Source organism: Mesorhizobium sp. SP-1A (genome assembly GCF_032460275.1).
Classification (GTDB): Bacteria; Pseudomonadota; Alphaproteobacteria; order Rhizobiales; family Rhizobiaceae; genus Mesorhizobium.
In genome coordinates, this window is the sequence record NZ_JAVXZD010000002.1 from 1 (window position 1) to 25,336 (window position 25,336).

At 50.7% G+C, this 25,336-nt stretch carries 34 protein-coding genes and 1 tRNA gene; 20 read left to right on the forward strand and 15 right to left on the reverse strand.

Annotated elements, in window-relative coordinates; genetic code table 11:
* On the reverse strand, positions 1 to 245 hold a 245-nt coding region (locus QU595_RS08345; protein WP_315920779.1), incomplete at its 3' end, for a hypothetical protein.
* A gap of 27 nt (positions 246 to 272) precedes the next feature.
* A complete protein-coding gene (locus tag QU595_RS08350; protein WP_315920781.1) occupies positions 273 to 647 on the reverse strand; it encodes a hypothetical protein in 375 nt (124 codons plus the stop codon).
* Positions 648 to 820: 173 nt separating this feature from the next.
* On the opposite strand from QU595_RS08350, the gene QU595_RS08355 reads away from it, so the two are divergent.
* From QU595_RS08355 to QU595_RS08365, 3 genes are read left to right on the forward strand one after another with little or no spacing between them, the layout of a single operon-like run.
* Positions 821 to 1,489, forward strand: coding sequence for a DotI/IcmL/TraM family protein (locus tag QU595_RS08355; RefSeq protein ID WP_315920783.1), 669 nt, complete (start codon positions 821 to 823; stop codon positions 1,487 to 1,489).
* 7 nt (positions 1,490 to 1,496) lie between these two features.
* Positions 1,497 to 2,048 (forward strand): SMC-Scp complex subunit ScpB, encoded by a 552-nt coding sequence (locus QU595_RS08360; RefSeq protein WP_315920785.1) that lies wholly within the window; start codon positions 1,497 to 1,499, stop codon positions 2,046 to 2,048.
* Complete coding sequence (locus QU595_RS08365) at positions 2,045 to 2,386, forward strand: HesB/IscA family protein (RefSeq protein ID WP_315920786.1); 342 nt, start codon at positions 2,045 to 2,047, stop codon at positions 2,384 to 2,386. The genes QU595_RS08360 and QU595_RS08365 overlap by 4 nt, the downstream gene beginning before the upstream one ends.
* Here QU595_RS08365 and QU595_RS08370 read toward each other — a convergent pair.
* Positions 2,383 to 3,246, reverse strand: coding sequence for a hypothetical protein (locus QU595_RS08370; RefSeq protein WP_315920788.1), 864 nt, complete (start codon positions 3,244 to 3,246; stop codon positions 2,383 to 2,385). The two genes, QU595_RS08365 and QU595_RS08370, sit on opposite strands and share 4 nt — an antisense overlap.
* 134 nt (positions 3,247 to 3,380) lie before the next feature.
* On the opposite strand from QU595_RS08370, the gene QU595_RS08375 reads away from it, so the two are divergent.
* Positions 3,381 to 3,986 carry a hypothetical protein gene (locus QU595_RS08375; RefSeq protein WP_315920790.1) on the forward strand — a complete coding sequence of 202 codons (606 nt, stop codon included), beginning with the start codon at positions 3,381 to 3,383 and terminating at the stop codon, positions 3,984 to 3,986.
* Between the two features lie 117 nt (positions 3,987 to 4,103).
* Positions 4,104 to 4,397, forward strand: coding sequence for a hypothetical protein (locus QU595_RS08380; RefSeq protein WP_315920792.1), 294 nt, complete (start codon positions 4,104 to 4,106; stop codon positions 4,395 to 4,397).
* On the opposite strand, the gene QU595_RS08385 is transcribed toward QU595_RS08380, so the two are convergent.
* Positions 4,398 to 4,985: a hypothetical protein gene (locus tag QU595_RS08385; protein ID WP_315920794.1), complete on the reverse strand. Its 588-nt coding sequence runs from the start codon at positions 4,983 to 4,985 to the stop codon at positions 4,398 to 4,400.
* Positions 4,986 to 5,114: 129 nt separating this feature from the next.
* Between QU595_RS08385 and QU595_RS08390 the strand changes: the two genes are divergently transcribed.
* Positions 5,115 to 5,504, forward strand: coding sequence for a hypothetical protein (locus QU595_RS08390; protein WP_315920796.1), 390 nt, complete (start codon positions 5,115 to 5,117; stop codon positions 5,502 to 5,504).
* A gap of 41 nt (positions 5,505 to 5,545) precedes the next feature.
* Here QU595_RS08390 and QU595_RS08395 read toward each other — a convergent pair whose 3' ends face one another.
* A complete protein-coding gene (locus tag QU595_RS08395) occupies positions 5,546 to 6,619 on the reverse strand; it encodes a hypothetical protein (RefSeq protein ID WP_315920798.1) in 1,074 nt (357 codons plus the stop codon).
* A 138-nt stretch (positions 6,620 to 6,757) separates the two neighbouring features.
* On the opposite strand from QU595_RS08395, the gene QU595_RS08400 reads away from it, so the two are divergent.
* Both QU595_RS08400 and QU595_RS08405 read left to right on the forward strand, forming a co-directional pair.
* Positions 6,758 to 7,114, forward strand: a complete 357-nt coding sequence (locus QU595_RS08400; RefSeq protein WP_315920800.1) for a hypothetical protein — start codon at positions 6,758 to 6,760, stop codon at positions 7,112 to 7,114.
* 3 nt (positions 7,115 to 7,117) lie between these two features.
* Entirely contained in the window at positions 7,118 to 7,519 is a 402-nt protein-coding gene (locus QU595_RS08405) for a hypothetical protein (RefSeq protein ID WP_315920802.1), read from the forward strand.
* An 81-nt stretch (positions 7,520 to 7,600) separates the two neighbouring features.
* On the opposite strand, the gene QU595_RS08410 is transcribed toward QU595_RS08405, so the two are convergent.
* The 4 genes from QU595_RS08410 to QU595_RS08420 all read right to left on the reverse strand — a co-directional run bounded on the left by QU595_RS08410 (position 7,601) and on the right by QU595_RS08420 (position 11,975).
* The gene (locus QU595_RS08410) at positions 7,601 to 10,558 is read right to left on the reverse strand and encodes a DEAD/DEAH box helicase (protein ID WP_315920803.1); all 2,958 of its coding nucleotides are present in this window, start codon (positions 10,556 to 10,558) and stop codon (positions 7,601 to 7,603) included.
* Positions 10,559 to 10,809: 251 nt separating this feature from the next.
* Complete coding sequence (locus QU595_RS08415; protein ID WP_315923264.1) at positions 10,810 to 10,953, reverse strand: DUF1127 domain-containing protein; 144 nt, start codon at positions 10,951 to 10,953, stop codon at positions 10,810 to 10,812.
* A gap of 305 nt (positions 10,954 to 11,258) precedes the next feature.
* Positions 11,259 to 11,381: a DUF433 domain-containing protein gene (locus QU595_RS30195; RefSeq protein WP_410000500.1), complete on the reverse strand. Its 123-nt coding sequence runs from the start codon at positions 11,379 to 11,381 to the stop codon at positions 11,259 to 11,261.
* A 45-nt stretch (positions 11,382 to 11,426) separates the two neighbouring features.
* A complete protein-coding gene (locus QU595_RS08420; RefSeq protein WP_315920805.1) occupies positions 11,427 to 11,975 on the reverse strand; it encodes a hypothetical protein in 549 nt (182 codons plus the stop codon).
* Positions 11,976 to 12,288: 313 nt separating this feature from the next.
* On the opposite strand from QU595_RS08420, the gene QU595_RS08425 reads away from it, so the two are divergent.
* The 8 genes from QU595_RS08425 to QU595_RS08460 all read left to right on the forward strand — a co-directional run bounded on the left by QU595_RS08425 (position 12,289) and on the right by QU595_RS08460 (position 17,735).
* Positions 12,289 to 12,723, forward strand: a complete 435-nt coding sequence (locus QU595_RS08425) for a hypothetical protein (RefSeq protein WP_315920807.1) — start codon at positions 12,289 to 12,291, stop codon at positions 12,721 to 12,723.
* 52 nt (positions 12,724 to 12,775) lie between these two features.
* Entirely contained in the window at positions 12,776 to 13,120 is a 345-nt protein-coding gene (locus QU595_RS08430; RefSeq protein ID WP_315920809.1) for a hypothetical protein, read from the forward strand.
* Positions 13,121 to 13,458: 338 nt separating this feature from the next.
* A complete protein-coding gene (locus QU595_RS08435) occupies positions 13,459 to 14,880 on the forward strand; it encodes an AAA family ATPase (RefSeq protein WP_315920811.1) in 1,422 nt (473 codons plus the stop codon).
* Positions 14,881 to 14,950: 70 nt separating this feature from the next.
* Positions 14,951 to 15,277 (forward strand): hypothetical protein, encoded by a 327-nt coding sequence (locus QU595_RS08440; RefSeq protein ID WP_315920813.1) that lies wholly within the window; start codon positions 14,951 to 14,953, stop codon positions 15,275 to 15,277.
* Between the two features lie 247 nt (positions 15,278 to 15,524).
* Positions 15,525 to 16,100, forward strand: coding sequence for a type 4 pilus major pilin (locus QU595_RS08445; RefSeq protein ID WP_315920815.1), 576 nt, complete (start codon positions 15,525 to 15,527; stop codon positions 16,098 to 16,100).
* A gap of 110 nt (positions 16,101 to 16,210) precedes the next feature.
* Complete coding sequence (gene arfA / locus QU595_RS08450; protein ID WP_315920817.1) at positions 16,211 to 16,516, forward strand: alternative ribosome rescue factor ArfA; 306 nt, start codon at positions 16,211 to 16,213, stop codon at positions 16,514 to 16,516.
* A gap of 144 nt (positions 16,517 to 16,660) precedes the next feature.
* Positions 16,661 to 17,383, forward strand: coding sequence for an SIR2 family NAD-dependent protein deacylase (locus QU595_RS08455; RefSeq protein ID WP_315920819.1), 723 nt, complete (start codon positions 16,661 to 16,663; stop codon positions 17,381 to 17,383).
* Between the two features lie 64 nt (positions 17,384 to 17,447).
* Positions 17,448 to 17,735 carry a hypothetical protein gene (locus QU595_RS08460; RefSeq protein WP_315920821.1) on the forward strand — a complete coding sequence of 96 codons (288 nt, stop codon included), beginning with the start codon at positions 17,448 to 17,450 and terminating at the stop codon, positions 17,733 to 17,735.
* 71 nt (positions 17,736 to 17,806) lie between these two features.
* Here QU595_RS08460 and QU595_RS08465 read toward each other — a convergent pair.
* Positions 17,807 to 17,883 (reverse strand) — tRNA-Ser (locus tag QU595_RS08465).
* A 50-nt stretch (positions 17,884 to 17,933) separates the two neighbouring features.
* Positions 17,934 to 18,551: a hypothetical protein gene (locus QU595_RS08470; protein ID WP_315920823.1), complete on the reverse strand. Its 618-nt coding sequence runs from the start codon at positions 18,549 to 18,551 to the stop codon at positions 17,934 to 17,936.
* A gap of 131 nt (positions 18,552 to 18,682) precedes the next feature.
* Between QU595_RS08470 and QU595_RS08475 the strand changes: the two genes are divergently transcribed.
* Together QU595_RS08475 and QU595_RS08480 are read left to right on the forward strand one after the other, a co-directional pair.
* A complete protein-coding gene (locus QU595_RS08475) occupies positions 18,683 to 19,150 on the forward strand; it encodes a hypothetical protein (RefSeq protein WP_315920825.1) in 468 nt (155 codons plus the stop codon).
* A 2-nt stretch (positions 19,151 to 19,152) separates the two neighbouring features.
* Positions 19,153 to 19,503, forward strand: coding sequence for a hypothetical protein (locus QU595_RS08480; RefSeq protein ID WP_315920827.1), 351 nt, complete (start codon positions 19,153 to 19,155; stop codon positions 19,501 to 19,503).
* On the opposite strand, the gene QU595_RS08485 is transcribed toward QU595_RS08480, so the two are convergent.
* A complete protein-coding gene (locus tag QU595_RS08485) occupies positions 19,500 to 20,921 on the reverse strand; it encodes a hypothetical protein (protein ID WP_315920829.1) in 1,422 nt (473 codons plus the stop codon). The genes QU595_RS08480 and QU595_RS08485 overlap by 4 nt on opposite strands.
* Positions 20,922 to 21,032: 111 nt before the next feature.
* Between QU595_RS08485 and QU595_RS08490 the strand changes: the two genes are divergently transcribed.
* The gene (locus tag QU595_RS08490; protein WP_315920831.1) at positions 21,033 to 22,739 is read left to right on the forward strand and encodes a DEAD/DEAH box helicase; all 1,707 of its coding nucleotides are present in this window, start codon (positions 21,033 to 21,035) and stop codon (positions 22,737 to 22,739) included.
* A 10-nt stretch (positions 22,740 to 22,749) separates the two neighbouring features.
* Positions 22,750 to 23,223 (forward strand): hypothetical protein, encoded by a 474-nt coding sequence (locus QU595_RS08495; RefSeq protein ID WP_315920833.1) that lies wholly within the window; start codon positions 22,750 to 22,752, stop codon positions 23,221 to 23,223.
* Between the two features lie 8 nt (positions 23,224 to 23,231).
* On the opposite strand, the gene QU595_RS08500 is transcribed toward QU595_RS08495, so the two are convergent.
* From QU595_RS08500 to QU595_RS08510, 3 genes are all read right to left on the reverse strand, one after another.
* Positions 23,232 to 23,654: a hypothetical protein gene (locus QU595_RS08500; protein ID WP_315920835.1), complete on the reverse strand. Its 423-nt coding sequence runs from the start codon at positions 23,652 to 23,654 to the stop codon at positions 23,232 to 23,234.
* A 72-nt stretch (positions 23,655 to 23,726) separates the two neighbouring features.
* Complete coding sequence (locus QU595_RS08505) at positions 23,727 to 24,488, reverse strand: hypothetical protein (RefSeq protein ID WP_315920837.1); 762 nt, start codon at positions 24,486 to 24,488, stop codon at positions 23,727 to 23,729.
* A 13-nt stretch (positions 24,489 to 24,501) separates the two neighbouring features.
* Complete coding sequence (locus tag QU595_RS08510) at positions 24,502 to 25,308, reverse strand: class I SAM-dependent methyltransferase (RefSeq protein WP_315920839.1); 807 nt, start codon at positions 25,306 to 25,308, stop codon at positions 24,502 to 24,504.
* Positions 25,309 to 25,336: the final 28 nt, after the last annotated feature.

A 25,336-nucleotide genomic window follows, 5' to 3' on the forward strand; every position in this document is an offset into this window, starting at 1 on the left:
GAATACTTGGTCTGGTTGGGATTCTCGGAGGCGGCCTTCAGCTTGATCAGGCCAGTGATGACCATGACGATGCCGACGAAGAATGCACCAGCAACAAGTGCCTTGCCGAGCGAGCCGAACTGCGACTTCAGCTGATCAGCCTTCTGGCCAATATTTTCACCTGCGGCGTTTGCGGTTTCAGCCATGATCATGACTGTTACACTTGCTGCGACGGCGTATGGAAGATCGCGGATTTTGTTGAACATTTTGTTCTCCTATTTGGGATGGAATGGTTAGAATGCCACATCAGTCGGACTGATGCGTGTTTCGCTTTCGATGCCCAGAGATGCGCCGAGGATGCCGGTAACGGCAGGTATGCCGATCAGGCCAGCACCAACTGCAAGACGCCATAGTCCATCGGAATACTTGGTCTGATTGGGATTCTCGGAAGCGGCCTTCAGCTTGATCAGGCCAGTGATGACCATGACGATGCCGACGAAGAATGCACCAGCAACAAGTGCCTTGCCGAGCGAGCCGAACTGCCCCTTTAAATCGGTTGCAAGGGTGCCAACATCTCTTGACTGTGCGCTGGCTTCGCTGGAAAAAGCAACGGTCGCCATTGCCATCAAGGCATAAGGCAGATCAGAGACCGACTTAATTAATTTCATTGGATGTCTCCTTAATTTGGTACGGATGCCGCAATGCCCTTTTGGAGCACGGTACAATTATGATTGCGTTGTTCCTTGAGCAAAACAAGATAATCTGCGGTAATATGGAAAGGAGTAGTTTTATCGACTTTTTTAGACCTAGTAAAAGCTGGGTTTGTAAACAGGATTTGCTTATGAGCGCGCAAAAATCACCTTGGCCATCGGCGGAAAGTGTAACGGCAAAATTGTTGGTTAGAGATTGGTATGCCAATGCTCGCTTGCATTATGTCATTAGAATTAAAACCGCTTTGACAGTCGCATTGATGGTGAGTTTGATTGGCACAATCGCGCTCTTTAATCGGCCGCCGCAATTCCGATATATCTTGTCGACCGATGAAGGGTCCGTCATGGATATTGTCCCGTTGAGCGATCCAAACCATGATGATGAGTATATTGTTAAATGGACGATTGATGCGGTAACAAGGCTATATTCATTTGATTTCGTCAATTATCGATCTCAATTCCAAGACGCCAAGGCCAACCTGACTACACAGGGTTGGGTGAACTTTGAGAACGCAATGAAAATTTCAGGTAACTTCAATGCCGTTATCGGGAATGGATTTGTAACCACTGCAGTTCCAACTGGGCCAGGTCGCATCGTAAAAAAGGGCGCTATTTTTGGTCGATATGCGTGGAAAGTGGAATTTCCAATGTTGATCAGTTACCGATCATCATTTCGGGACCCGTCTACGGGTCGTACCAAAAATACTAGCCAGCAGCTGACGATGGCCGTTACGGTTATTCGTCAGCCTGAATTTTTGAACGCAGCTGGGTTAGGTGTTCGCGCGCTTGTTGCGGAGTGATTTTTTGATGGCCGCTGGATCGTCGCTTGAGCTGCAGTTGGAGGCGTTGCTACTTGCTTCGCCTGAACCTGTTCTCATTCAAAAAATCTATGAGGCAGCTGATAAGGTGGCAGTTGACGCGGCACTCGCATCCCTTGGCGAGTTCTGGAAGTCCCGTGGTATGCGTCTGCAGGTCAAGGGTGGGATGGCATCCATTGTCCCCTCTCCCGTCCATGTGCGTGTTTTGGCCGAGGTTCAGGGAGAAAAGTCGCGGGTCCTGAGTTCTGCGGCCATTGAGACCTTGTGCTTCATTGCTGTCCACCAGCCTGTGTCAATCAATGACATCGAGAAAGCTCGCGGGCTGAAGCTCTTCAAAGGCGTAATGGATAGCCTGCTCGATGCTGGGTTGGTTCGTTCCTCAGTGCGACGGACAGATGCGGGGCGAGCAGTGGCTTATGTGACGACGGACGCGTTTCTGGATCACTTTGGCTTGTCATCTTTGGCTGACATACCAACGGCCGAAGAAATCGCCGAAATGGGTAAGCCATTCACCGACGAAGTGATGGAGGAAGTATCGTGACAAAGCAGATCGTGGCGCTGACGCCTTCAGCGATTGAGCGCATCCGTGAGCTGATTGATGCTGGCGGTGGGAAGGTGCTTCGTTTGGGGACAAAGACCGCTGGCTGCTCGGGCGTGAAATATGATTTGAACTTTGTGGATGGTCCAAATCCCATGGACATAGAGATCGATGCAGGTGGTGCGACGCTCTACGTGGATGCGATGTCTCTCATTTTCATTGCAGGCACCGAAATCGACTGGATAGAAAATGGATTGAGCCGCTCATTCGAATTTAGAAATCCAAATGAAACGGCTCGATGTGGTTGCGGAGAGTCATTCACCACAACGCGCTGCAATTAGACCAATGTGAAGAGCGGTTCGGTTGACGGCTTGTACTCCTCGATGAGCTTTGCGGACGCTTTTGCAAGTGCTCTGACATTGCATGCGTAGAGACCGAGCTGTCCGATCTGCATCGGGTTCATTTCGATCAGGCACCCAACGCCAATCGGTGAATCTGGAGAAGTCGTAATCGCACAATCGACCGAGGCATGAGGATAGTCCATGGTTGCTGCGACATCCTCAGCAACGCGTCGTAGCTCGTTGTAGATGTCGACGTTGATCTCCAGGCTGGCCGAGTTTGGAGTCTTGCTTAGGCTTCCTGGCTTTAGCGGGTAGTCGATTGGGGTCAGACTGGTTTGGACTGGGCTGTCAGTCACAATTTTTCGATCAATCACGAAGAAGCGGTGCTCGTAATTCATTGGGATACATTCTTGGACAATCAGATCTGGGCCGCCGTCGATGAATGAGTAGGCCATGTCGCCCATTGCCTCGTAGAAAGTTGTGCCGTCTGCTGGAATTTTGCAGATGAAATGCTTGGACTTGGTCGATTTGACGAACGCGTCGATCCCCAGGTCGTGCAGATACTTCACCTTTTCCTCGGCCGCATTCCAGTCGCACACCCAGAAGTTCCTCTGAGCGTGTCTTTCAAATGTGGGATCGAGCCAATAATTCAAAGTCGACGGAACTGGATTTCGATTAGGTTTGAGTGGTGAGCCATGGCTCCGGCCGAAGGTCGGCAGATCAGGACCTTCTCCCTTTTCATCATCGAATGCGACGATTTCGTCGCCGTAGAAATCGTAAAGAGCTTTCCATAGGGCTGCTTCTTCCAAACGCTCTTCTGGGTCAGTATTCTTTGTCAAACGGAAAGCGACAGTGGCCATGAGAAACTCCTAAAATGTTGACTGATTAATGAAAACAGCCAGATTTATGTTGGAAATTATTTCATATTTTGATATATTTGGCTAGTATTTTCTGATTGTTGCCCGCTGGAAAAGCGAGTTGTATGGAGATGGAGTTGGCTGGAAAACTTGCAGTGATTGGAACGGCGGGGCGTCAGGATGATGCAGCTCGCATTAATTGTGCACTTTATGATGCAGCTTATGCCGACGTGGTGGCGTCAGCGGCGCGTTGGGGCGCAACCCACGGAGTATCTGGTGGAGCTGCATTCGCGGATCATTTGATTGTCCGCGCATTTCTTGAGGGCGTTATTTCAGAGCTGACGCTATATCTTCCAGCCGATTTCAAGAATGGGCAATTTGTTCCCAATCCCAAAATCCGCTTCAACCCTGGTCAGACCTGCAACACGTATCATCGTCAGTTCTCTTCCTCGTGTGGTGTCGACAGCCTAGCCGAGATTGCTAAGGCTATCGAATTGGGTGCGAAAGCACATGTGATCGAGGGGTTTCACCGTCGCAACAGCGAAGTTGCGGCCGACTGCCAATGGATGATCGCCTATACCTTCGGTTCTGGTGATCCGGCTGATTTCCTGCCGTCAGATGAAGGTTTCCGTAATGCGCGTGAGGCTGGCCTTAAGGATGGTGGTACTGCTCACACCTGGGGCGAGTGCTGGAAAGCCGTCAAGAAGCGTCATGTGAATCTGAACAGGCTCGTCGTTGCCTAGTCATTTCGATGCCTTTCGCTCGCATTCCCTCTATCGTGTTTTGCAGGTGATGGCGCAGCAACGCCCCACACTTTTCACGGAACCAGATTTGGCGTCGAGATCGCGAGAAGCAACGCGATGAACCTTCCTGAGTTTGGCCATCAATGCGTTTCCCTAACCCGCGATCCTGCCGTGGCGTTGCATTTCGCCTATCTCGCCCGCGACAACGGTGCGGAATGCGGTCACGTCTACGTATTGGATCGCATGAAGCTCGGTAGTCGCTATAAGATCGAGCCTCGGTCTGAAAACTGGTGGGACTATCGTGAGGAGGCTGAAGAGGCCATCTGGCGGTCAATCAGCAATCTTCATTTGTTTGTGACCAGTGTCGTTGAAGTGCGCTCTCTGGAATTGGAAAGCGCGGTATCGATGTGATTATGGCTTGAGGCCGCTGGTTCTTTTTTGGAGCAGCTCGTAGTGCCATTCTTCCGGGTAGAAGACCACGGGCGTCTCGTTATAGCCGGAGTGCGTATAGAGGCTGAAGCGCTTCCATCCGTCTTGAAGGGTTTCATCGTCAAAGTTCGACAGAATGACGGGCCAGCGATCCTCTTCGGGGTATGAGGATTTGTAGTACCCGCTAAGCGCTGGGCCGAGTTCACGTCCAGGCTGATAGCCTTCGATTGTTTGCTCGACGCTTTGGTCTACGATGATGTTTTCGTCGTGAGCAATCGAATTTACGATGTCTTTCGTCGGCCAATTGCCGATCCCGAACTCCATATCACCATACTCATCAATGAGTGCGGGTAGTGCGCCTTCCAAGAGTTCCCTCATCTTGGAGTGGTAATCGGGATTGCCAAATGAATTGCTGAAGTGGGGGAATTCAATGTCGCCCCAGACGTCCGCCCAGGCTTCGCCGTCTACTGCCATGTACCAGGAGATAGCGAGTTGAGCGGGTTTTGGAAGATCCTTGAATTTGAGGATTTCAAAGTCGTTGTCGAAAAGATGCTCTTTCTCTGGCGTCATGTGGCCTTCCTTATCGGGGTTCCGGCCTAATGTCCATTTCTACGCGGTATAATACAACACCTAAATTTAGTCTCGCTGGTTGCGTGGGCCGAATATATAAATGGATATCGGGATAAATAGGAAAGAAAAATGAGCAACCACTATGAATCAATGATTTCTGTCCTTCATAAGTCTTTGGAGAGCACTAATGGTCTGGTGAAGGTTCCAGTAAATGACGAAGAGATAGTCCTCTGCTATCGCAACACTCATGATGAGATTGACGATCCTGAGTGCGACGAGATTTTTCAAGCCTTGTCCCCTGGTGTCTTCCGTCGTTTCACTGTTCACACAGGAGACCAGACTCGATTTACGTGGATGCGCTTTTCCAATCTTGATCAACATGAGCTGAGATCAGCTTTCAAGCGTGATTTTGAAAGCTTATCCGATCAGGAGATGGAAGGTGTCAAAGTGTCTCTCGTTTTTCAGAAGATGAAGCGAGATGATGCTGAAGAGCGGAATGAACGACGGATGTCGATGTAAAAACGAAGGGCGGCTTATGTTGTGACCGCCCTTCGTTTCGATCAAAGCTTGTTGAGAATGTCGGGAGCAGCAGGCTTCTTCTCGTCTTCTCCAGTGCCGATTTTGTACTCCTCGGCAGCTTTGCGAAGCTGTTTTTCGACACTCATCGGATTGTCCGCAGGCTCCCATTTGATGACTATCTTTTTGGTGCCGCCAGATGAGCCGCTAGCTCTCATTTCAAGCTTGCTCATGGTGTCATCCGCAATGAGGGTGCCTTCGCCTGTCGCTTCATTGAAGGATTTCGTGAAACCGCGTTTGCTTTTGTATTGGGCGAGGCGGTCAATGATAGCAACGGCTGCGTTTGTCATATTGGTGCCATTGGCTTCCAGAACGACATCGCTAACCAGCCATGGTGCGTGAAAAATCGGAGAGTCTGGCAGGTCTTTGCATTCGGGTATCGCTTCAGAACATCCTCGTCCAAAAACGCCGCCAGTATCCATTCTGCCCTTCCACCCCTTAAAGCGAACGTCGGTTGCCTTACCCTGTAGGGCGAGCGCGAGAAGGCCAAGATTTGGCTTTAGTGTGACGGTCATGGTGAACTCCTGTCCGGCCATGACCACAGGTTTGATGCGCAGGATGATCGGCTCCCAAAGAACGAGTTCTTTAGCAGCGGGATGCTCAGGGGCGAAGCCAAGGTCACGGCCGCTGGGCGTCTTTGCGGCCTGAAGCTGGACGACGCTCTTCAGAACCTTGTGGAACTCCATTCCATTTTCGTCCTTGGCAACCGCGTCCACCATCGGAAGCACTGATTGCACTAGTTTGACGATCTGTGTAGCAGGTAGTTTTCTGCCATCGAAACTGGTGTCCCAAGACCGATGGACCTTGTAGGTCGGGAATAGGATATTGAAGCGGATATCACCTGGCAGCTGCTGAATTCGACAGAATGCGGTCAGCAGATCGTCAGTCGGATGCAGGCCAAGGAACCATGGGATATGCACGGATCGGCTATAGTCCGGCGCAATGCAGTCGCTTGCTGCAGGCTCGGGTGTCTGAGGGCTTGGAGATTGTGCATTCGCTGACGCTGAAAGCGCTGTGAGGGCGGTCAGAGAAGCGAAAATAAGCGATCTAAGCTTCATCGTACTTGGAAACCTTTTTCATACTATAATTCACAGTGACATCCTTGCCAGAATTACGCAAACATGTACCATGGATGACTTAATTATATCGAAAATACCTCAGAAAATGGCTGAAGCGCAACCCGAGTTGGAAAGAAGATGAAGGTTCAAGTTGATCCTGTCGTAGATGCTCCGAACGTCCTGCCAAGGGTTCAAAAGCCCGTGAAAAAGCAGGGTCAGACGGTGAAACCTGATCTGAATAGGATTGCTTCTGTCGGGCGTCCGTGGTGGAGCGAAGCGCCGGAAATCGCACATAAATGTCTAGTGTTGATTTTTTCCCCTTTTCGTTTCGCTGCCATGGCTCTCGATATGCTGGTGTCCATGGTATTCCTGTCATTCTTTGCGGTGATTGGTCTTTGGTGGCTTGGCTACATTCCAGACGCTACGGTGGCGCACTTCATCGGTGCATTGGGTAACCGCGTCCTTTCCATCATCCAGTCTTCAGGGGTGCTTTGATCGATGAAGGCGGTTGAATGGTTGTGGCGTGAGTCGTTGGCCCTGTCAGCAGGATATTTCGGGGTCGTGATTTGGGGATTTCTCGTGCTGGGATTGCTGGGATACGCACCTGGCGAGTTGAATGTTGTTTTGCGTTTGTCGCTGTTGTTGCCTCTGTTATTTTTTGTCGAGAGATTTGCTGGGATTTGGTTTCGGAGCATGATTACTAGGCATAATTCCGTTGCTGCCGGGGTTGGTTTCATTATTTATGCAAGTTACGCCAACGTATTTATGAAGATGGTGTACGAAAATCCTTATGCAGGATCGAATATTCGAGATCTTGTCGTAATTGGTCTAGTGATGGGTGTTCCTAGTGGCCTCTTGGTTCACAAGTTGGGAGATTTTGCCCGTAAAGCTGCCTGGTAACCTCTTCGATCTGTCCTATGGTTCAGTGGCATATGGAGTGGTTTTTGACGCGGCCTAAGCCGTAAAATATAAAGGCGACCGTTAGGCCGCCTTCTTCTTTGTGGTATTTTTCTGGTTCTTTGTCTTCTTGGCTTTCAGTTTGCGCTGTTTGCGCTTGCGACGCTCGGCTAGGGACGCCCCTCGATTAACGCCCAGTTCTTCCAGCATGCGCACGCGTTGCGGAGAAAGCTTGTTGTCCCGCCACTTCTTGCGGTTGTCTCGAAGCCATACCCCTATTTTCTTGCCTTCATATTCAAAGGTGTCCGGAACGTTCGGAGATCCAGTTTCTTCAGCTACCTTTCGCAATAGTTCGACGAAGGTCTCGAACTGGTTCTCATACTGGTTTTTGCTGACGCCATATCGGCTCAGGAATGCGATCTGAGCGCGGGTAAGTTCCTTGTTCTTCCACTTGGCACGCATGTTGCGAACCCACTGTCCAAGCTTGAAGCCGCAGTCTGCGACGTATGACACTGGGACGTTGGCGTGACCTTCGGAAGCAACATAGGTCTTTAGAGGTTCACGGCCATGGTCGAATGCGCTCTTTGGGGTTTCGAGCAGTGGCACGCCCATTTTCAAGATGGCGCGTATGACGCGCTTGTTCTCGCGGCCAAGCTTGACGTCACGTTTGCGATTAGCGAGCCAAGACTTCAGCGGGAAGCCTTTATAGACGCAACCAGGCGGGATATTGGGGTCGCCAAACTCTTCGATATATTCGCGAAGCATGCGAAGGCCGAGTTCGCTTTGTTCAGAGCGCGTTACGGCCGAGATGTCGAGTTCTTCGAGCTTCTGAATTCGCTCAGCAGACAGCCTGCCTGTGGTCCACTCCGACTTGCGGTTTGAGAGCCATTTGGCCAAAGGGAAGCCGTCTTCGGTTCTGAAGTTGGTCGGCATCGTGGACGTGCCGTTTTCATCGATATAGCGCTGCAAATGCCCAAGTCCGACCGAGAATGAGGACTGTAGGCGGCTGGTGATCTGCGTCTGGATGGAATCGTATAGCACGTCGCTGTCGATGCCGATGATTTCCATGTATTTGGATAGGCGCTTGCCTATCTTGCCTCGCAGAATTTTGTTTCCAGACGTCGTTGCAACACTCAGGTCCTCGATGGTCGAGAAAAGTTCCTCATCATCATCCATCAAGGCTCCGACGACATTCCAGATGGTCTCGAACCCAAGCTTTGCGATCTCGTCTTCGAAAATTTCTCCCGATGTCGAGATGATGAGTGGAAGCATGACGTAGCCGACTTCCTTGGTTCCGATATCGGGTTTGCGCAGCGCGCGGCCAACGATCTGGATTACCTCAGTCTTGCTGTCGATGCGAGACATCATCGCAACCATATCGACGGCAGGGAAATCCATGCCTTCAGCCAAACAGCGCACGTTTGTGACGAGAGAATTATCGTTCTCGCGCACGATCTGCGTAATCTGGTCGCGAAGCGCCACGCCCTGCTTGCTGCTGATGAAACCTGTCGTCCAATCCGGCAGTACCGTCTTGAGCGACTGGGAGAAGTATTCAGCATCACTCAGGCGCGAATGGTAGGTGATCACGCGCTTTGCGTTTGCCTGCTCGATGGCCTTTCGAATGGCGAGCTGTCTAGCAGCCTCTTCGAAAGGCAGTTCGGTGCCTTCGACTGAAACCTTGTTGATACGGAATTCGCTGATCTCTTTTGGGTTTACGACCGAAATAATGATCCTGGACGGACAAATGACACCCTCATCCGCTGCCTCTCGAAATGTGTATCGATGGGCGATCTTGCCGTACTTGGTTTCGTCATCCATCGAAATGAATGTGAAGCTGTCGCGGTCTGCGGAAACGTTGCGGCGAATTCGTTTCTTGGCCGTGGCTGTCATGAACAGGCGCTTGGCAATCGGAATATTTTCGTCAAATAGGCCATGGGAGAACGCCGACTTTTCACGGACAAATTCCTCAGACCCTGCGGTGACGGTACGATGGGCTTCGTCAAAGGAGCCGAAGTCGAATTTGAACTTGGTGCCTCGAATTGCATCGGCCACGACTTTTGAGGACTGATAGGTCGTGTAGACAATCCGAAGTTCGCCTTTCTGGCGCTTTTTGGACAGGAAGCGATTGAGGTCGGTAAAATCGGTGGAAACTGGGATGCCGATCTCGTCGAAGCCGATATCAGCTTCGTCATCCTGATTGTTGGCCGTTGCGCTGGTAACGGTCTTATCGGAGCAGATGGCCATGAAGCGATAGTGCCTGTTGCCCGTCAGTTCGTTAGACCATGATCGGATGGTCTGGCGCACTAGGTTAAGCGATGGGAGGAATACGATGACGTCGCCGCCATTCGTGCCCAGTACCTTCTCCATGACCCGTTCCGACGAAAGGGTCTTTCCTGTGCCGCATGCAGAGATGAAAAGCGCCCTATTGGCGACCTTAAGTTCTCGAACGATATCTTTGACAGCGCGGTTCTGGTGCGCCTTTGTCTGTTTGCGGGCGGCAGTGATCTTCTGACTGTCGATCCAAGAGACGATTTCTTTAAGCCGATCCGTAGACAGCGTGTTGAGATGGGCTGAACTGATTTTCTGCAGGCGTCCGTGTTCAGGGGCCTTGTCCAGTCGGTCGATATGGTCGGCGGTGGTGATTACGAGGCGGAAGTCTGCTTTTACGCTATCGCCAAAAAACGTTGCCAAATCGCTCCAAGTGACACTGTCGGCCGCCACGGTGCGGAATTTATCCTGGACTGCGATAATGCGGTCATTCTTGTCTACGATGATTGTGTCAATGCCGTTATCAGAAGCCTTCTTCAGGCCAAGTCTCTTCAGAATATGAGGTGGGGTATCTTCAATGCGATAGATCTGCTCAACTTGGATAGCAGGATCAGTCGCGAGCATTGCATGAGAAAAAATTTCAAACAGCCGACCGCGAAGCGATGGCTTCGGTTCGGATGCGATTGCTTCTTTGACTTGCTTAAAGGAGGTGATCGGACCTTTTATCTTACCGATGACGTGCTTCCTGAAAAGCGAGGTATTTACGCTTACCATACAAATGAACCTTTGCACATTACCCTACAAGAATTCGGGCAATAGAAAGGTTCGTCAAGATAAAACGTGGACAAAAATCACGAATAATCCCTTAAATTCATCAAAATTAAGGGTTGAAAATAAGGATTAAATGGCAGTGAAAGCTGAAGAGGCTTATGGAATAGAGATGGGGCTGAGGAAAATTCGACAACAAAAAACCGCGCATTGCTGCGCGGTTTCTGTTCGGCTTAAGTGAGGGGGTGGGGGTGAGGTCAGCCGAATTTCTTGAATGAGACGGAGCGAATGTCGCTACGCGAAATGCCGATATCCGAGAGTTCACGATCAGACAGCCTGGAAAGCTCGTTCATGGTGCGGCGGGCGTTGCGATAGCGTTTGAAGGACTCTGCGATACCAATCATATTTCTTTTCTCCTAGTTCGTATCCGTCTGAATTGAAAATAGGAATTAAGCTTAAATATAACAATGCAAGTAACTGCAGAGGAGCTATGCACCAGGAACATAGCTGATTTCTCAACATTTTTTCATTCAGAAATTTGCACAAGAATCGTCGGCATCACTTCGACAATAAATTCAATCCAAATTGTCCAATGCGCTAAGGTCCATATTTCGCAATGCCGATTTAACGGTTCGCGAAGGATAGGGATTGTCCTTTCTCGGGTGGTTATCTGCATAAAGCTTTACGGCGGCCAACGCCTCGCGGTCTAACGATGGATAGTCAGCAGGATTTCATCCTCATTCATACCGCCGTCCAGTAGAGCAGCTATTCTGTGAACTTCAATCGAGGTGCCTCGAATTGTTGGCTCCGAACCTGTGGTAACGATCATTTGTCCTCCATGTTCAGTAGAACGAATGTGTCGATATTGCCGTGATCACTGGCTGAGAATTGAGCGAATGTCGTCCGTCATAATTTCAGTCTTGGCGGGCGGCACTGGTTTTGGGGTCTCTTTGCCTTCGGCTGCCTTATCGTCGTCGGCTGATTTGTTCAGCGAAGATATGTACTCCGCTGCAGCTGAACGATTAGCGTTCGCCTTAGCCTCATCCTGAAATTTCTTGCTGGTGCCTTCGACATTGTCGTTCCACCACATGACCATTCGAGAAACGACGTCGGTCTCCCATGGGCCGTCGTAGATGAAGGTAGGATTGGACTTCGGTCCAGAAAAGATCGCGAAAGGTGCCTTCCCCTTCTCGATCACGTAGCCAGTCACCTTGTTATATCCGCGAACATATCGGTATGGGCCGAAGTCAAGGCATGGGTAGTAGCCCCCAGTGCGAACAGGCTTCATTTCTAGATTGCACATGCTCCCATGACCTTTTGCGATTGCTTGTTCTGCCAAATCGATTGCGATCCCCAGAGACTCGTTTGCCTGAGAGGGTAAAATTGATGCCAGAAGAACTGTTGCAATAGCGATTGCGCGCATGAGGCATACTCCTTCTCACTATTAGAGCTTTGAAAAGCTACGGCGTAAACGATGATTTTTGTGAGCTTGATTTCAAAAAGGCCAGCGACGACACTAATAATAATAGGAAACGGGTCGCTTTTATGTTTCTAAAATTCGCAAGGTTCTGTCGGAAGCATATTGGTGACTGCCTGGGAATGGTCGTTTCGGGGTTGATTTTGATACGGCTTTCGCAGGGAGATGAGGGACATGAAGCTTTGTTAATTCTAGGCATGTTCCTTGTGAGCGTTGGATTTGTCGCGACATGTTTCGCGCTAAAGAAGGGATTGAGTCAATGAACTCCGATAATAAATTAAATGATGCATTTGGTTCCTCTGCAGGCCCGAAGGATCACGGTCCAGGTCAGAGCGGACACGGTGTGGTCAAGCCTCATTTGGAGCCTAAAGAGCGCTTGAAGGTTTACATTGCCCTTTCTGTTCTGATGGATGCGGGAATGACTTTTGAAGCGGCGTTATCGGTTCTTTTGAAGGAATACAAGCGGCTTAAGACCCCTGACCTTCGTAAAATCAAGGCTGTGGAGATCTTTTTCGGCGGTATTGCCACTAACCCGAACATGGCTCCAGACGACATCGTTAATTTGGCCCACAAAACCTTTGGTGCGGCATTCATGGAGCCTGAAGAGAGCGCGGTTCTCTCTGCAATGGGGCAATCGGTGAACGTCGTCGCAGCATTTAAGGCAGCAATCTCGATTCTCGAAGCTTCCAAGTGATTGGTCGATTGCGCCTCTGATCCCTAGGATGAGTTGAAACTGGAGAATTGAGATGGCCGTAATTAAGTTTGAGAATGTGGTGGGTTATGGTTATGAGGGGCGCAATGGGACTATTGATCTCGCTGCGGTCGAAGTTTCAAGGGGGTACGGCAGACAGCCTGCTGTCTCTATTTCTGCAATCAATCGTAAAGGCGATGCGGTTGCTGGCCATTTGCACCTTGAAGCAGCTTCGTGTGGAAAGATCGCCAGGGAAATAGCAGTGATTGGGGCGAGCATGTCCCCTGAGCGTCGCCATGAAATTGAAGCAGAATTGAAGGCGGCTCTTGTGACGCTTCAAACGATGGCAGAGATGCCACTCGATGACGATTTGTCCGACTACTTCGCGCCTGCCCCATAAATCCCGCTACAATCTGAATAAAGAGCACAGATCGGAAAACTGGCGTTTCCGGTCTGTTTTTTAGAATTAAGTCTATTGACTAATCTTTGAATGTTGATAATTAGCTATGCACATATTTGGAGCAGTTAATTGCTGGCAAAACACATTCCGTTGTTGACCTTTAAATTCCCTGAGCGCTGGGCATGTGCCTTTAGGCATCGTTGTCGAGGCTAGGTTCCCTCGTGTGATCCCCCCTTTGGTGGGAAACAGCTGATTGCCCTTGTGGCGATGGCATCTTGTTTCAAGGATGATCCTTGAATTCGAGGCGAACCTTTTTAAAGTGCGTTCAAGGAGTGAGCATGGACAACAATAAGAAGGCGCGGGTCAGTGGCACCGATTGGATGCGAGGACCTGGAGACCACTATGAGGTGGAAGCCGCAATCGAGCATTTCGATTTTTTCGAGCGCTCTCCTGAGGAGTTCTATAACGGTGCTCTGAGTAGTCTCTCCGAACTGGATCAATATGCTCAAACAGGCGATGGAGATAGCGTTGCAGACGCTATGGCCGAGAAAACTCGTCATGAGGCAATGGTGAAGTTTTGGATTGCCGCATCGCGGGGCGTGCCAGAGGCATGTGTTGCGTTGGGCAGGCACATCATGTCCGAATTGACGGTTGATGCTCCTCTCGGCCCGCAGAGAGAGCTGTTCGAGCAGATTGCTGAACGGTGGATTGTCATGGGGGATCGTTCTGTTCCTGCGGCGAAAAAGTCCCGTGTTCCGTTGAAGCGAGCCGCGCGTACGGTCGATGACCTGTCGGATGGAGACGACGCTTCCAGCGCAAAGGCGTCAGAGGACGCTACAGATGGCGTGGTCGTCGTTCCTGCGGTTGGTGATTCCGCCGCTGGAGAAGGGGCGCAGCTCGCGAAGAGGTTTGCACGTATCGTCGGAAAGGCCTTGCCTTCCATGAGGGCCGATATGCCAGCTGTTGGTGAGGTCAGTGCCGCCATCGTCTCTGTGTGGCCCTGGGCCGATAAGGTGGCGAGTCACCTCGAAAGCATGCTTCAGGTGCAGCGTTCGGTCGGTCTTAAGAAGCCAATTGTTCAGCCCATGCTGTTTGTAGGACCTCCAGGCAGCGGCAAGACGGCTCTCGCTGAGAAGATAGCCGCGATCTTTGGTGTGCCATCGCTTGTTGTGCCTGCTGGTGGAGCAAATGACTCGGCAGGGCTTGGGGCAGTTTCACGCGGCTGGGCGGGTGCCCGCCCTTGTGGTCCGGTGATGGCGGCGTTGCAGTTCGATTGCTGTGATCCTGCAATCATCGTGGACGAACTCGATAAGACACAGTCGCCTGGGGCCAAGAATGGCTCTGCGTCGGGGACTCTGCTCGGCATGATGGGTAATCCTGAGCGCTTTCAGGACACTTGCCTGCTGGAGAACGTAAACCTGTCGAGAATGATCTTTATGGCGACAGCGAATTCGTTGAAGACAATCCCAGAGGCGTTGTTGGATCGCTTTACGATCTTCTACGTGCCTCGTCCCAGTGCGGAGCACTTTAATGTCGTGTTGGCGACTGCGAAGCAAAGGTACGCGGACTACCTCGGTGTGTCAGTGAACATGCTGCCTGCCCTCGATGGTGATGAATACGAGGTGCTGTATCGTCAGTTCTCGCGTTCCGACGCATCGCTGCGAGACTTTGCCCGTGCATACAGGCATGTGCTCTCAAAGGCTGTTCAGAGGGTAGAAGCTACTCAGCAGGTCGAGGCCACACAGCGGCTTTTGAACTGACGGATTTGGCATCGATTGTCGCTTTCACGGTGGCGGCGCATCGTTGAAGCGACAATCGGAGGGTGTCGATATGCCAGAGTTGGAATTGGATACAAAAACCGCAGAGCGAATGGGGCTACCCAGTGCCGTTGCCACCGTGCGCCTGCCTGATCAAGACGAGCAGATAGAAGTGGCATTGTTGCCTCCGGAGACCGATCTTGCAACCACGGACTGGGCTGTGATCGTTCATTATGGTTGCGACCCTGATCGGCCGGATTTGGGTTCGTCCAGCGTTGAGGAGGTGCCTGAAGGACGAGAGACTGCAACTCAGCGGTATCTTGAGATGGTTTCCGAACTCAGGGAATCGTTGGAACGCGAGGAAGAGATCCGAAATCTGAGTGGATATTCGCCGATGTAATCAACGGCCCGACATGTCGGTCAACTTTTTGCCGTCAACAATGTTGGCGGCAAATTTGTTTTAAAGCCTAGTATTTTCGATTGTTCTCAGCGTTTCCCCTGATTTTATAAAGGAGGAATGACCGCGAATTGCTTTTCCAGAATTGTTGCCGGCGTTTTACAAGCCAATGTTTATGGAGGTTAATATTTGAAGATACCAATGACCGAGTGCCATTGGCTTTGAATCGTGAAACGCACAGGAGAGAACGATGGAAAATGCAAAGATGGCCGAAACTGCGGTGGATCGGTCCTTGAAAGTGAAAAACAGCAGGCTGCGTAAGCGCGGATATTCGCTCGTTGAAATTGCTGCGGGTCTGGCTGTTGTCGCTATTCTCGTGCTTGGTGCTCTGACACTCGTTAGCGTTGTGAACCAGTCGCGCCTGTTTACGCAGGCGAGCAATGAACTGAACGTCATTCAGCAGGCTGTTAGAAGCCTCTACAATGGTCAGTCGAGCTTCACTGGTGTTAATGCGTCGACGTTGATCAACACCAAGTCTGTTCCCGCCAAAATGATCGTTGGAACCACGCTTCGTCATGCTTTCAGTGGTCAGATTGACGTTGTGGCCGCTTCTGCTGCAGGCGGTGCGGGCAGTGGTTTCCAGGTTACGTTCCGTCAGATTCCGTCTGACGTCTGCGTCAAGATGCTCACTGCTGACCTCGGTCGTGGTCTGTACTCGGCTGGCGTCTCCAGCCAGGTAGGTCAGGACGGTCTGCCGTTTACCCCGACGACTGCTGCTAGCCATTGCTCGGCCAACTACAACGACGTATCTTGGGTCTTCTATTGATCTGATCGGGTTAATAATCCTGAAAACCTCCCGGCTTCGGCTCGGGAGGTTTTTTATTGGATATTTTTGGAAAGAATTATATAAAAGCGCCAAATAATAGGAGAAAGGTAATGAAGCCCGCGAAACGAAACCCGATGGCAAAAGAATTGGCGACCCCTCTATTTAGGGTAAAAATCGTCAAGTCTTTGAAAGGAAAAGGTTCTTACAACCGCAAAAAGAGGCACTTTTCGAAAAATATCGACGGTGCCTCTTTTTTTGTTTGTGATATCCGACGTGATTTCTATAATGAACCACTTTTCGTGAAGGAGGGTGAAATTCATGAAGATCATCAAGGCAAAGCAGGTTTCTGCTCCGTTCGCCACAATGTGCTTTTCGGCAGCCCTTACCTTTCTGGCGGCTTTTGTCTTCGACATTAGCCTGGTTGGCAGTTTATTCGCGTTCGTGCTAATTTTCAGCATCAATATGGTTGTGGAATTTTTTGGCAGAAAAGAACAGAGGGCGCGTTGAGTTCAAAGCATTTTAATTCACCATCACGGGTGGTCTTTTTGACGGGAGCTGGATTGAGCGCCGACAGCGGAGTGCCAACCTTTCGCGGTGAGGAAGGGTTCTATAATGGCCTAAGGGCTGAGGAATTGCTCTCGTTTCGAACGATGAGACGGTCGCCTGAGGTCATTCAGAGGTTCATTGATAATATGCGCGCCAAGATGGGCGGTGCAAAGCCGAATGCGGCTCATATGATGATCGCTCGCCTAGGTAATAAGTTTGGGGGCCGCGTGGTTCATTTTACCCAGAATATCGACCCGCTGGTCGAATTAGCTGGCTACGATGGCTCTGTGCACCTCCACGGCTTCGTTACGCGTATGCGATCAATCGGCAACTCGAAAGTTACCGAGGATGTCGGCTTCACGCGCTATTGGGAGGGCGATCCGTCGGAGGCCCCTCCCCGAGGCTTCAAGTTCCGCTGTCCAAAGACTGGAAGCCTGATGCGGCCCGATGTCGTTCTGTTCGACGAAATGGGTCTCGATTATCCGAAGCTATATAGTGCGGCCAAGCGTTTGCGCGCTCAGGACACGTTCGTTGTGATTGGAACACAGGGCAACATTTATCCCATCAGGGAGGCGATCAATATAGCGCTCAAGTCGTCTGCCAAGACGGTTTTGAACAATCTGCATAGCAGCTCAGACATCGAGGAAATTCTCTTCGACCATGTTTTCATGGAACGAGCTGTCGACGTTGCGTCTGATATCGAAGCCCTTGTGCGTGAGAGGCTTCAGGCAGACTAAGTGATTTTGTTGATTGCATCCCGTGTCGATAGGCTTTCCCATGTCGAAACACTTGGAGAGCAAAATGAGCCAGGATCATTTGAAATGGGGTTTGAGCGGTCAGGCGCTTGAGGCGTTTATACAGAAGCTGAAAGACGACGAGCTTGTGCCAATCCCAGAAGGGTTGCATTCCGTCGTCGTTGAACTTGACGAGCCTGGTGGGGATGTCATTGGGTGGGAAGTGACAGACATCGACGGGAACGAAGTCGATGACCACTTTATGGGCACATCGTTCGGTTCGGTTCTCGCGGGCGAATGTCTTATGGCGGGAACGCCTGTGGAAGATGAGCCGGAATCCAGCTTTCAGCCTTAAATGACGGCGATTTGATATCAGTGTAGCTCCCGTGAAAACGGGGGCTTTTCTTTTTTCTGATGGGGAATTGATGGAGGCCCCAGCGGGGTTCGAACCCGCGACTTTCGAGGCTAGCACTCTCGACACTCTACCGCTGAGTTATGGGACCTTCGATGAATAGATAACTACAGGAATGGGGAATTTCGTCAACTATTTATTTCATTTCTGGAGCGAATTTTCGCTCAGCCCTTCCGCCTTTTTCCATGCCGAGATCTGGCTGTCCAGGAAGGAGTTCTCCCGCCGCAGCGCCTCTTCCGTTGCCTCACAGGCTGACACGATCCATGTTTCCTGATTATATTTAAGTTTGAAATCCATGAGTATGTCGTCCATGGTCAGGACCAGTTCACGATCTCCGACAAGGTATGGAACGCGTGATTCAAACTCGACAGCCGCACGAAAGGAGTCGTTCTGCATCAGTGCGTGTTCGAGCGCGTTGCTAATATCCGTCACGGCTTCGTTGTAGAGTTCGCGGTCAACGCTGCCGAGGTAGTTGGAACGATGTCCATCCGGCAAATTTCTGACGTAAGCCATTGCTTCGCCCATGTAATCTGGAGCAAATTCCTTGGCTGCCATGTGAATGGCCTTGGTCACCAGATTGGTCACTTCCCGATTGAGCTTGCCAAGTGTCATTTTTGGCTGGGTAGATGAAATCATCCACTTGTTGCCGTCCTGCGCGATGGCGATGACAGCCATGAACTGGTCCGTTTCACCGAAGCGAACTGCAGCAAAAGAGATATTGCTGATGTTCAGGAGTATTTCAGACTGCTTGTATTCCATGTGCGCGGCCTCAACAATGCAATAATTGAAGCCTTTGGCGGAGAATGGAACAAGCTTTAATTACAATTAGTTGACGAAAATGATTGACGATTCTGGAATAGTTGACATTATTCGGTTTAAAGAGAGGTTTTATGTCGAAAATAGCCATCAATATGACGTCAGTCAGACAAATGCTTGAATTGGACCCGTTTTATCGCACGTCTGAGGAGCATGTGTCGCCTTTTTGGCAGATCGCATTTCATGCTGCTGGGTTTACTGGTGAGTTGCCGCTACCCGATTGTGATGAAGCTCGGTGGCTCCTGGAGTTGATTAAGAGGCCTCTGGTAAGCGAAGTCGTCTGGAGATTTCATGAAGGCGATGACGGGGGGACCTGGCTCGGTGATACCTCCCACAAGCTAGCTACTTATTCGGTTTGGCAATCTCGTGGAAAAGGCGTCATGGCCACATTGGGTCATCACTTCAATGTTCAGGTGGGAACCACGGCAATTCATGCGAAGCGATTGGCCGACATTCACTGGAACCTGAAGGTGCTTGGTACGCTGTCAGATGACTTTCTGAGGCAGCAATTGACGATGATCGCCGAGGGGCGCGGGGAGTAAAGATGCATCCAGCTGAGATCGCGGCGCTAATTTCCAGGACGCCGCTCGTTCAGAGTAACGAGATTGCCGTTCAGGAGAAAATCTCTGAACTCCTTACGCAACACGGAATCCTGCATAAGAGAGAAGTTGTGCTCGGACCTGGTGATCGACCAGACTTCGTGCTTGAAGGTGGCATTGCTATTGAGGTGAAACTGAAGGCCAGTAAGCGGGCAATTTATCGTCAATGTGCCCGCTACTGTGAATATGACGCCGTGAAGGCTCTTATTCTCGTTTCAGCGACTGCCATGGGCTTCCCTGAAGAAATCCATGGCAAGTCGACTTGGGTCGCATCGTTAGGTGGCGGCTGGCTTTAAGGCGTAGGTGCTGCGTTAAGCTCCCACTCTTCCTTGAGGCAGGTGTCAGCGTCTAGTTTGGCATCTTCTAGCGTCAGGAACACTTCCGACGTCTCACGAGGTCCGGCGATGTCGCCGTCTTCGTTCTTGGTCAGAACCCAGAACTCTTCGACGCCGTCACTCGCGAAGGTACGGCTGATCTCGGCCACACGATCACCCTCTGCCTTGATCCACTGATTTTCCTTGGTGTGCACCCATCCCGAAAGTTCTACCTTCTCGATATCGGCTTTGTAGGCGCTGCCGACCATCCCGTAGACATCGTCAATCGAAAGGGTCGTCATCTCGCCCTTAGATGGGTCGATGATCAGTTCGCCGCGAAGGGTGTCAACGTAGCCAGAGCCATTGATGAAGTCGTGGACACCAATCTGGCCGCCTGTAACCTTGAAAGGGCCATCAAGTTGGCCGCCAAGGATATCCTTGATGGGTACGCGGGCCACAAAACAAGGTACGCCGCTGCCTGTCGCGTTATCGAGGATTGTGAAGAGTGTGTCCATGTCGACGACCGCAGGACGATCAATGTCTTTGCCGCCAAATACCTGTTTGACCGTCGAATTCCATTCGGCAATGTCGTATTTGCTCGGGAGAGGAAGCTGGCGAATGAAATTGGTGGTGCCCTCGCCTAATTCGAGGATGGACTTCCAAGTAAGCGCGTCCAGCTCAATATCCTTGCGACGGTAATCGGAAATGTCTTCAGGGATTTCTGGATTGGTCGGGTCCCATCCACGGTTCTTGCACTCTTGAACGAACTCCGCTGGGGAGACGTTGAAGAAGCGAAGAATGCGCATCAGGTTGCTCGATGGTCGAGCGTCCTCTGCGCTGAAGCAGTATCCACGATATGACGGGTACATGTCGTCGATATCAAGGACGTGGTTGTCGGGAATAAAGGTGATGTCTGCCTTAATGTGGCTCGGAAATGACTCTTCAGGAGTGCTCTTGTCTGCCTCTCTCATTGCTTCATAAATCACGTCTTTGAGCTTGCCTTCATCGGCTTCTAGCAGGGCTTCAAAGATGTCATCCTGATCGAGATCGGTTTCTTCAAATATCGCATCAAGAATGTCCCTGAGTTCGGATTCGAGATCGCTCTTAACTCCTGCATCATGGAAATATGTGCTTGGATTTACATCCCAGTCTTCGTCGATAAAGAGCTGGTGAACGCCGCTGTGGCCATCGTTAAGATATGTGTCCACGATTTTGTTTGCTGTCGCAAGGTCAATGTCACTCGCAGTCGGGAATGCCTCGTAATACGAATTCTTGCCGACATTTACAAAAATGTCTTCGATTAACTTGGTTTGCGCCAGCGCTTCAGCGACTTGCTCAGCTGTAGCGTTTTCCGGAATGTCGATTGTGACGTTCTTCTCAGCGTCAATCGTGATTTTCATATCAAGTCTCCTGATGTTGTACCTCAATTATTTCGGATAAATAGGAAAGCGACAAATGTCAGGCGCTAATTCCGGTTGAATATTTCTTTAAATGGCTTCAGGATAAATTTGTTGACGAAAGGTTCTTGCTTTATGGCTAAGAGAATTGAGAAGAAATTCGGGAAATTAAGGTTTGATGCACATGCCAACGAGTGGGTAATCAGCGGCACTGCGCCTAATATCTCGTTGTTCATCAAGGACGTTTTCCGTCGCATTTCCAAGGTTCAGACGGGCGAATTTCGCTTCAAGAACGATGACCTGCATTGCTTTGAGCTGCTTTGGTTCATGGATCGCTATCCAATGGCGATTGAGACGTTCGACCTCTCGCGTCTGAAGGCAGGTAGAAAGCGGTATTTCGAAAAAGAGGAGATTGTCGAAACGCTGTTCACGCCGGAATTCAAAGCGCAGCAATATGCTGGTCTCGCTGAAGGCTGTAAGCTCTGGGAATATCAGGCGCAGGCCGTCGAAATGTTCCGCGTCGTAAAGCGTATGCTGCTTGGCGACGACATCGGTTTGGGTAAGACGAACACCGCAATTGGCTGCATGCTTCAGCCCGGAATGCTTCCAGCCGCCGTTGTCGTTCAGGCGCATCTGCCCGAACAGTGGGAGGAGCGCATTGAGGACTTCTCAAACTTGCGCGTCCACGTCATTAAAACGGTAAAGGCTTACGAACTGCCTGAAGCTGACGTCTACGTTTTCTCTTATACCAAGCTTTCTGGCTGGAGTGATGTGGCGGCCACTGGTTTCTTTAAGACTGTTGTCCTTGATGAGCCACAGGAATTGCGTTCTGGGACGGGTACAGACAAAGGATCGGCCGCAAAGGTGTTCTGCGATAATGCTCAGGCCGTTCTCGGGCTGACTGCAACGCCAGTGATGAACTATGGCGTGGAAATGTGGCATGTGATGCAGTTTATCTGCCCAGGTGTTCTCGGTACTCTGGACGAGTTTCTGCGCGAATGGTGCTCGAACGAAAAGATCGTGAGCGACCCTGACGCGCTCGGTGCCTACCTCCGTCAGAATCACAATATGCTTCGACGAACCGAAGAGGACGTTGATCGCGAATTGCCGCGTCCAAACGTCACCAAACATTACTGTGAGTATGACGAGGCTAGGGCCAAGGAGAGTGAAGACCTTGCCTATACGCTGGCCATCAAGGCGACACAAGGCAGCTACATGGAGCGTGGTAAGGCTTATCTGGAGTTGGACGCCCTCACCCGCCTTCAGACAGGCATGGCTAAGGCTGAATCGGTTGCCGAATATGTGAAAATTCTACTCGATGCTGATCTCCCGGTCCTACTTTCAGGTTGGCACCGCGACGTTTACCACGTGTGGCTTTCGTGTCTGAAGGAATACGATCCGGTCATGTATACCGGTTCGGAAACTAAGCTAAAAAAGAGAAAAGCGAAGGAAGCCTTTGTTAAAGGCGACACCAATCTGATGATTATTTCCAACAGGTCAGGAGCTGGTCTAGATGGACTTCAGTTCCGCTGCCGCGATCTGGTCATCGGTGAACTTGATTGGTCACCAATGATCTTGAAGCAGCTTCTCGGTCGTCTACGGCGTTCTGGCCAGAGCGAGGTCGTCAATGCCCATTACATGATCGCAAACGGCGGCTCTGATCCGTTGATGGTCGAGGTGCTGGGCGTTAAGTCCAGCCAGGCACACGGCATCATGAATCCAGGTGTCGCCCCGATTGCCCCTGTCCATGACGAAGAACGAATGAAAAAGCTTGCTGCGATGGTTATCGAGCGGCGCAAACTGGCTACTGAAGCCGCTTAAAGGAAAAAATATGGAATCTAATCTGATAAATTATGTGCGTCTTGAATTCGACAATCGGACGACGGAACGGTTATTTGATTATTGTCGGATAAATAAGCTTGGGCTGCTTGATGCGGAAGATCAGTCTTCAGTTTCGCCTCAGGATTATAAATTCCATGTCACGGTTATGTATTCGAAGGTCGCTCACCCTAAGTTTGTGGACGGAGAATATGGAATTTATCCGTTTTCTCTAAAACCAGACGCCCTTCAGATGTTCGGCCCGAACCACGATATTCTGGCGATTAAACTGAAGCATGAAAAATTATTCAGCAATTTGGTTGAATATTACGGAAGCTCGTACGGGCATGTTTCCGACTTCCCCTGCAACCCACATGTATCAATTCGCGGCAGCAATGCGGAATATAAGGATCGCCTTCTAAGCATTCCATTGCCGGATTTCTGTCTGGTCGTTAACAAGCTGGTCCACAAGGTGAAGACGGTATAAGGACCGCCTTACATGCTCATGCCCCAATTTGATGGAGTGGCCCTGTTTGATGGGATGTGTTCGAGGATTTTAATGTTTTCAACGTCAATTAAAATGGCCTGAGACGGTTCTCCGTCTCTCTCTGTGATGTAAATGGCGTTGTAGCCTGCGCTGACGAGATCGCGAGCAAGGGATTGATACATCTCCTTGCCTCCATCCTTAAATTTTCTGCTTTCTTGATGAAGGTTCCGTAGCTCGCGAAGGGGCATGCAGTAAGGCGTGATATTCGGCATTTCAAGTTTCATGACGATGTCGCCAAAAACCTCACAGCCCTCTTGGTCGACGGAAGTCCATACGCCTAGATATCCGTTGGTAGCGCCTTTTGTGGCTGCCATTTCGGGATCGAATTTGTCGAATTCGATATTGGTCGCGTGGTAGAAAATGCCATTCATTGGGAACTCCTGCCTTCGGACGAGCCTGGCAGGAGTTAATGCAAAAAAGAAAAGCGGCTTGCGCCGCCTTCCTTACTTCTTTGAGCCTGGCATAGTTTTGAAAGACCACTTATCCATACCGTGCTTCTGTAGCTGGGTCTTTTCGTCCGTGATGTCAATCATCGGCGCGCTAGGGCGGGGAAGAACGCCTCCAACCCACTGCGAGAGATTCTGGAATGCTGAATATGCGTCGAGAACCTTCCAGAAGCCAAGTTCCTTGAGGCCGTCACAGTCGAAGCGCCATCCTGCGTTCTCCTCGTACCCGCTGCCACCCCGATAAGCGTGCGCGACGTTGAGGATAGCAATGGATACACCAGCTGCGATCAGCCACTCCTGCTCTGCCTGCGATCCCTTGTTGTCGAAGTGCTCGGCCAGATTGGTGGCGTTGAAACGATAATCACCGTTCCATCCGGTGTCCTTTTTGACCTCGACACCGAGTTCCTTGAGGAAAACCGCGAACGCGTCCTTATCCCAGAAGAACTCACGGTGCATCGGCGTGCGAGACTTGTTGTCTTCGATTTTGACCATGATGCCACCATAGCGAACGCCCGCAAACCAGACGACCAACGGTTCGAACGAGAAGCTATGATGCTTCGTTTCGTAGTCATAGATGCGGCTGTGAAGGCGCTCGGCTCCGACCAGGTCGATTGTCTCCTGCTTCGGGTATTTGAGGCCGCAATCTTTGTAGCGGGCAATCGGAGTGTCAGCATAAACTGTGCGATTCAATACGACAGTCTTGTCGATACCAAAGCCCATCGCGCTGTCGAAATAATCATGTCCCCCAATAATGCGCATCCATTTTCTCCTTTTATGCCGCGATTGCGTAGGCTGCATGCCCAACGCGAGTGAAAGCCCCCGAACGATTCAGGGTCTGGCGGATTTTAGCCTTCCACCAATTGTTCTCGGTTGGTCTGCGCGGCTCAATAGCCTTATAGATTTCTTCCAGTGTGGCCTGACCTCCGCGCTCCTTAACAACGCGAATGATGGCTTTTTTCCAAGGCGACTGCTGTGTCGAAAGGGTTTCAGCAATATCCTTTTTCATAGAATTAATGTCATGCAACTCTTCATAGAGAGCGAAGCCCTGCAGGAGACCCATTTTGTCTTTCTTGAAGATGACGAAACTGAGGGGCTTTTCCATCTTCTTGAAGAGATTGCGCGGGATCATTTCCTGATAAAGAGACCACTTCGTCTTGTAGCTGACCACGCGCGAGGCAGTCTGCAGACCATAGGCGGGCAGGATCAAACCGACACGGCCGTCATCAGGAAGAATGTCATGGCAGCGCGCAAGAATGGAATCGACCACTTCCATATCAAACGGAGGATTACCAACCAGATGGGTGGGGTTCGCAGGAAGGTCGATTGTCGTGAAATCGCCAGTGACGACGTGACGACCAGTGGTCTGTCGAGCCAGGTCAGCGATTTCAGGATCGAGTTCAACGCCATAGGCCGGAACGTGATGCGGGATAGCCTTCAGGAAATTACCCGTTCCACAAGTCGGTTCGACAATCATGTCGTCTTCAGTGAGGTTGGGGAAATGCATCTCGATAAGGCGAGCTGCTGCCCAAACTGGCGTGAACCATTGATGCTTGTCTTTGTCGGCTACGAGGCGGTCCATAATTAATCCTTTGTCGCGGGATTAATAA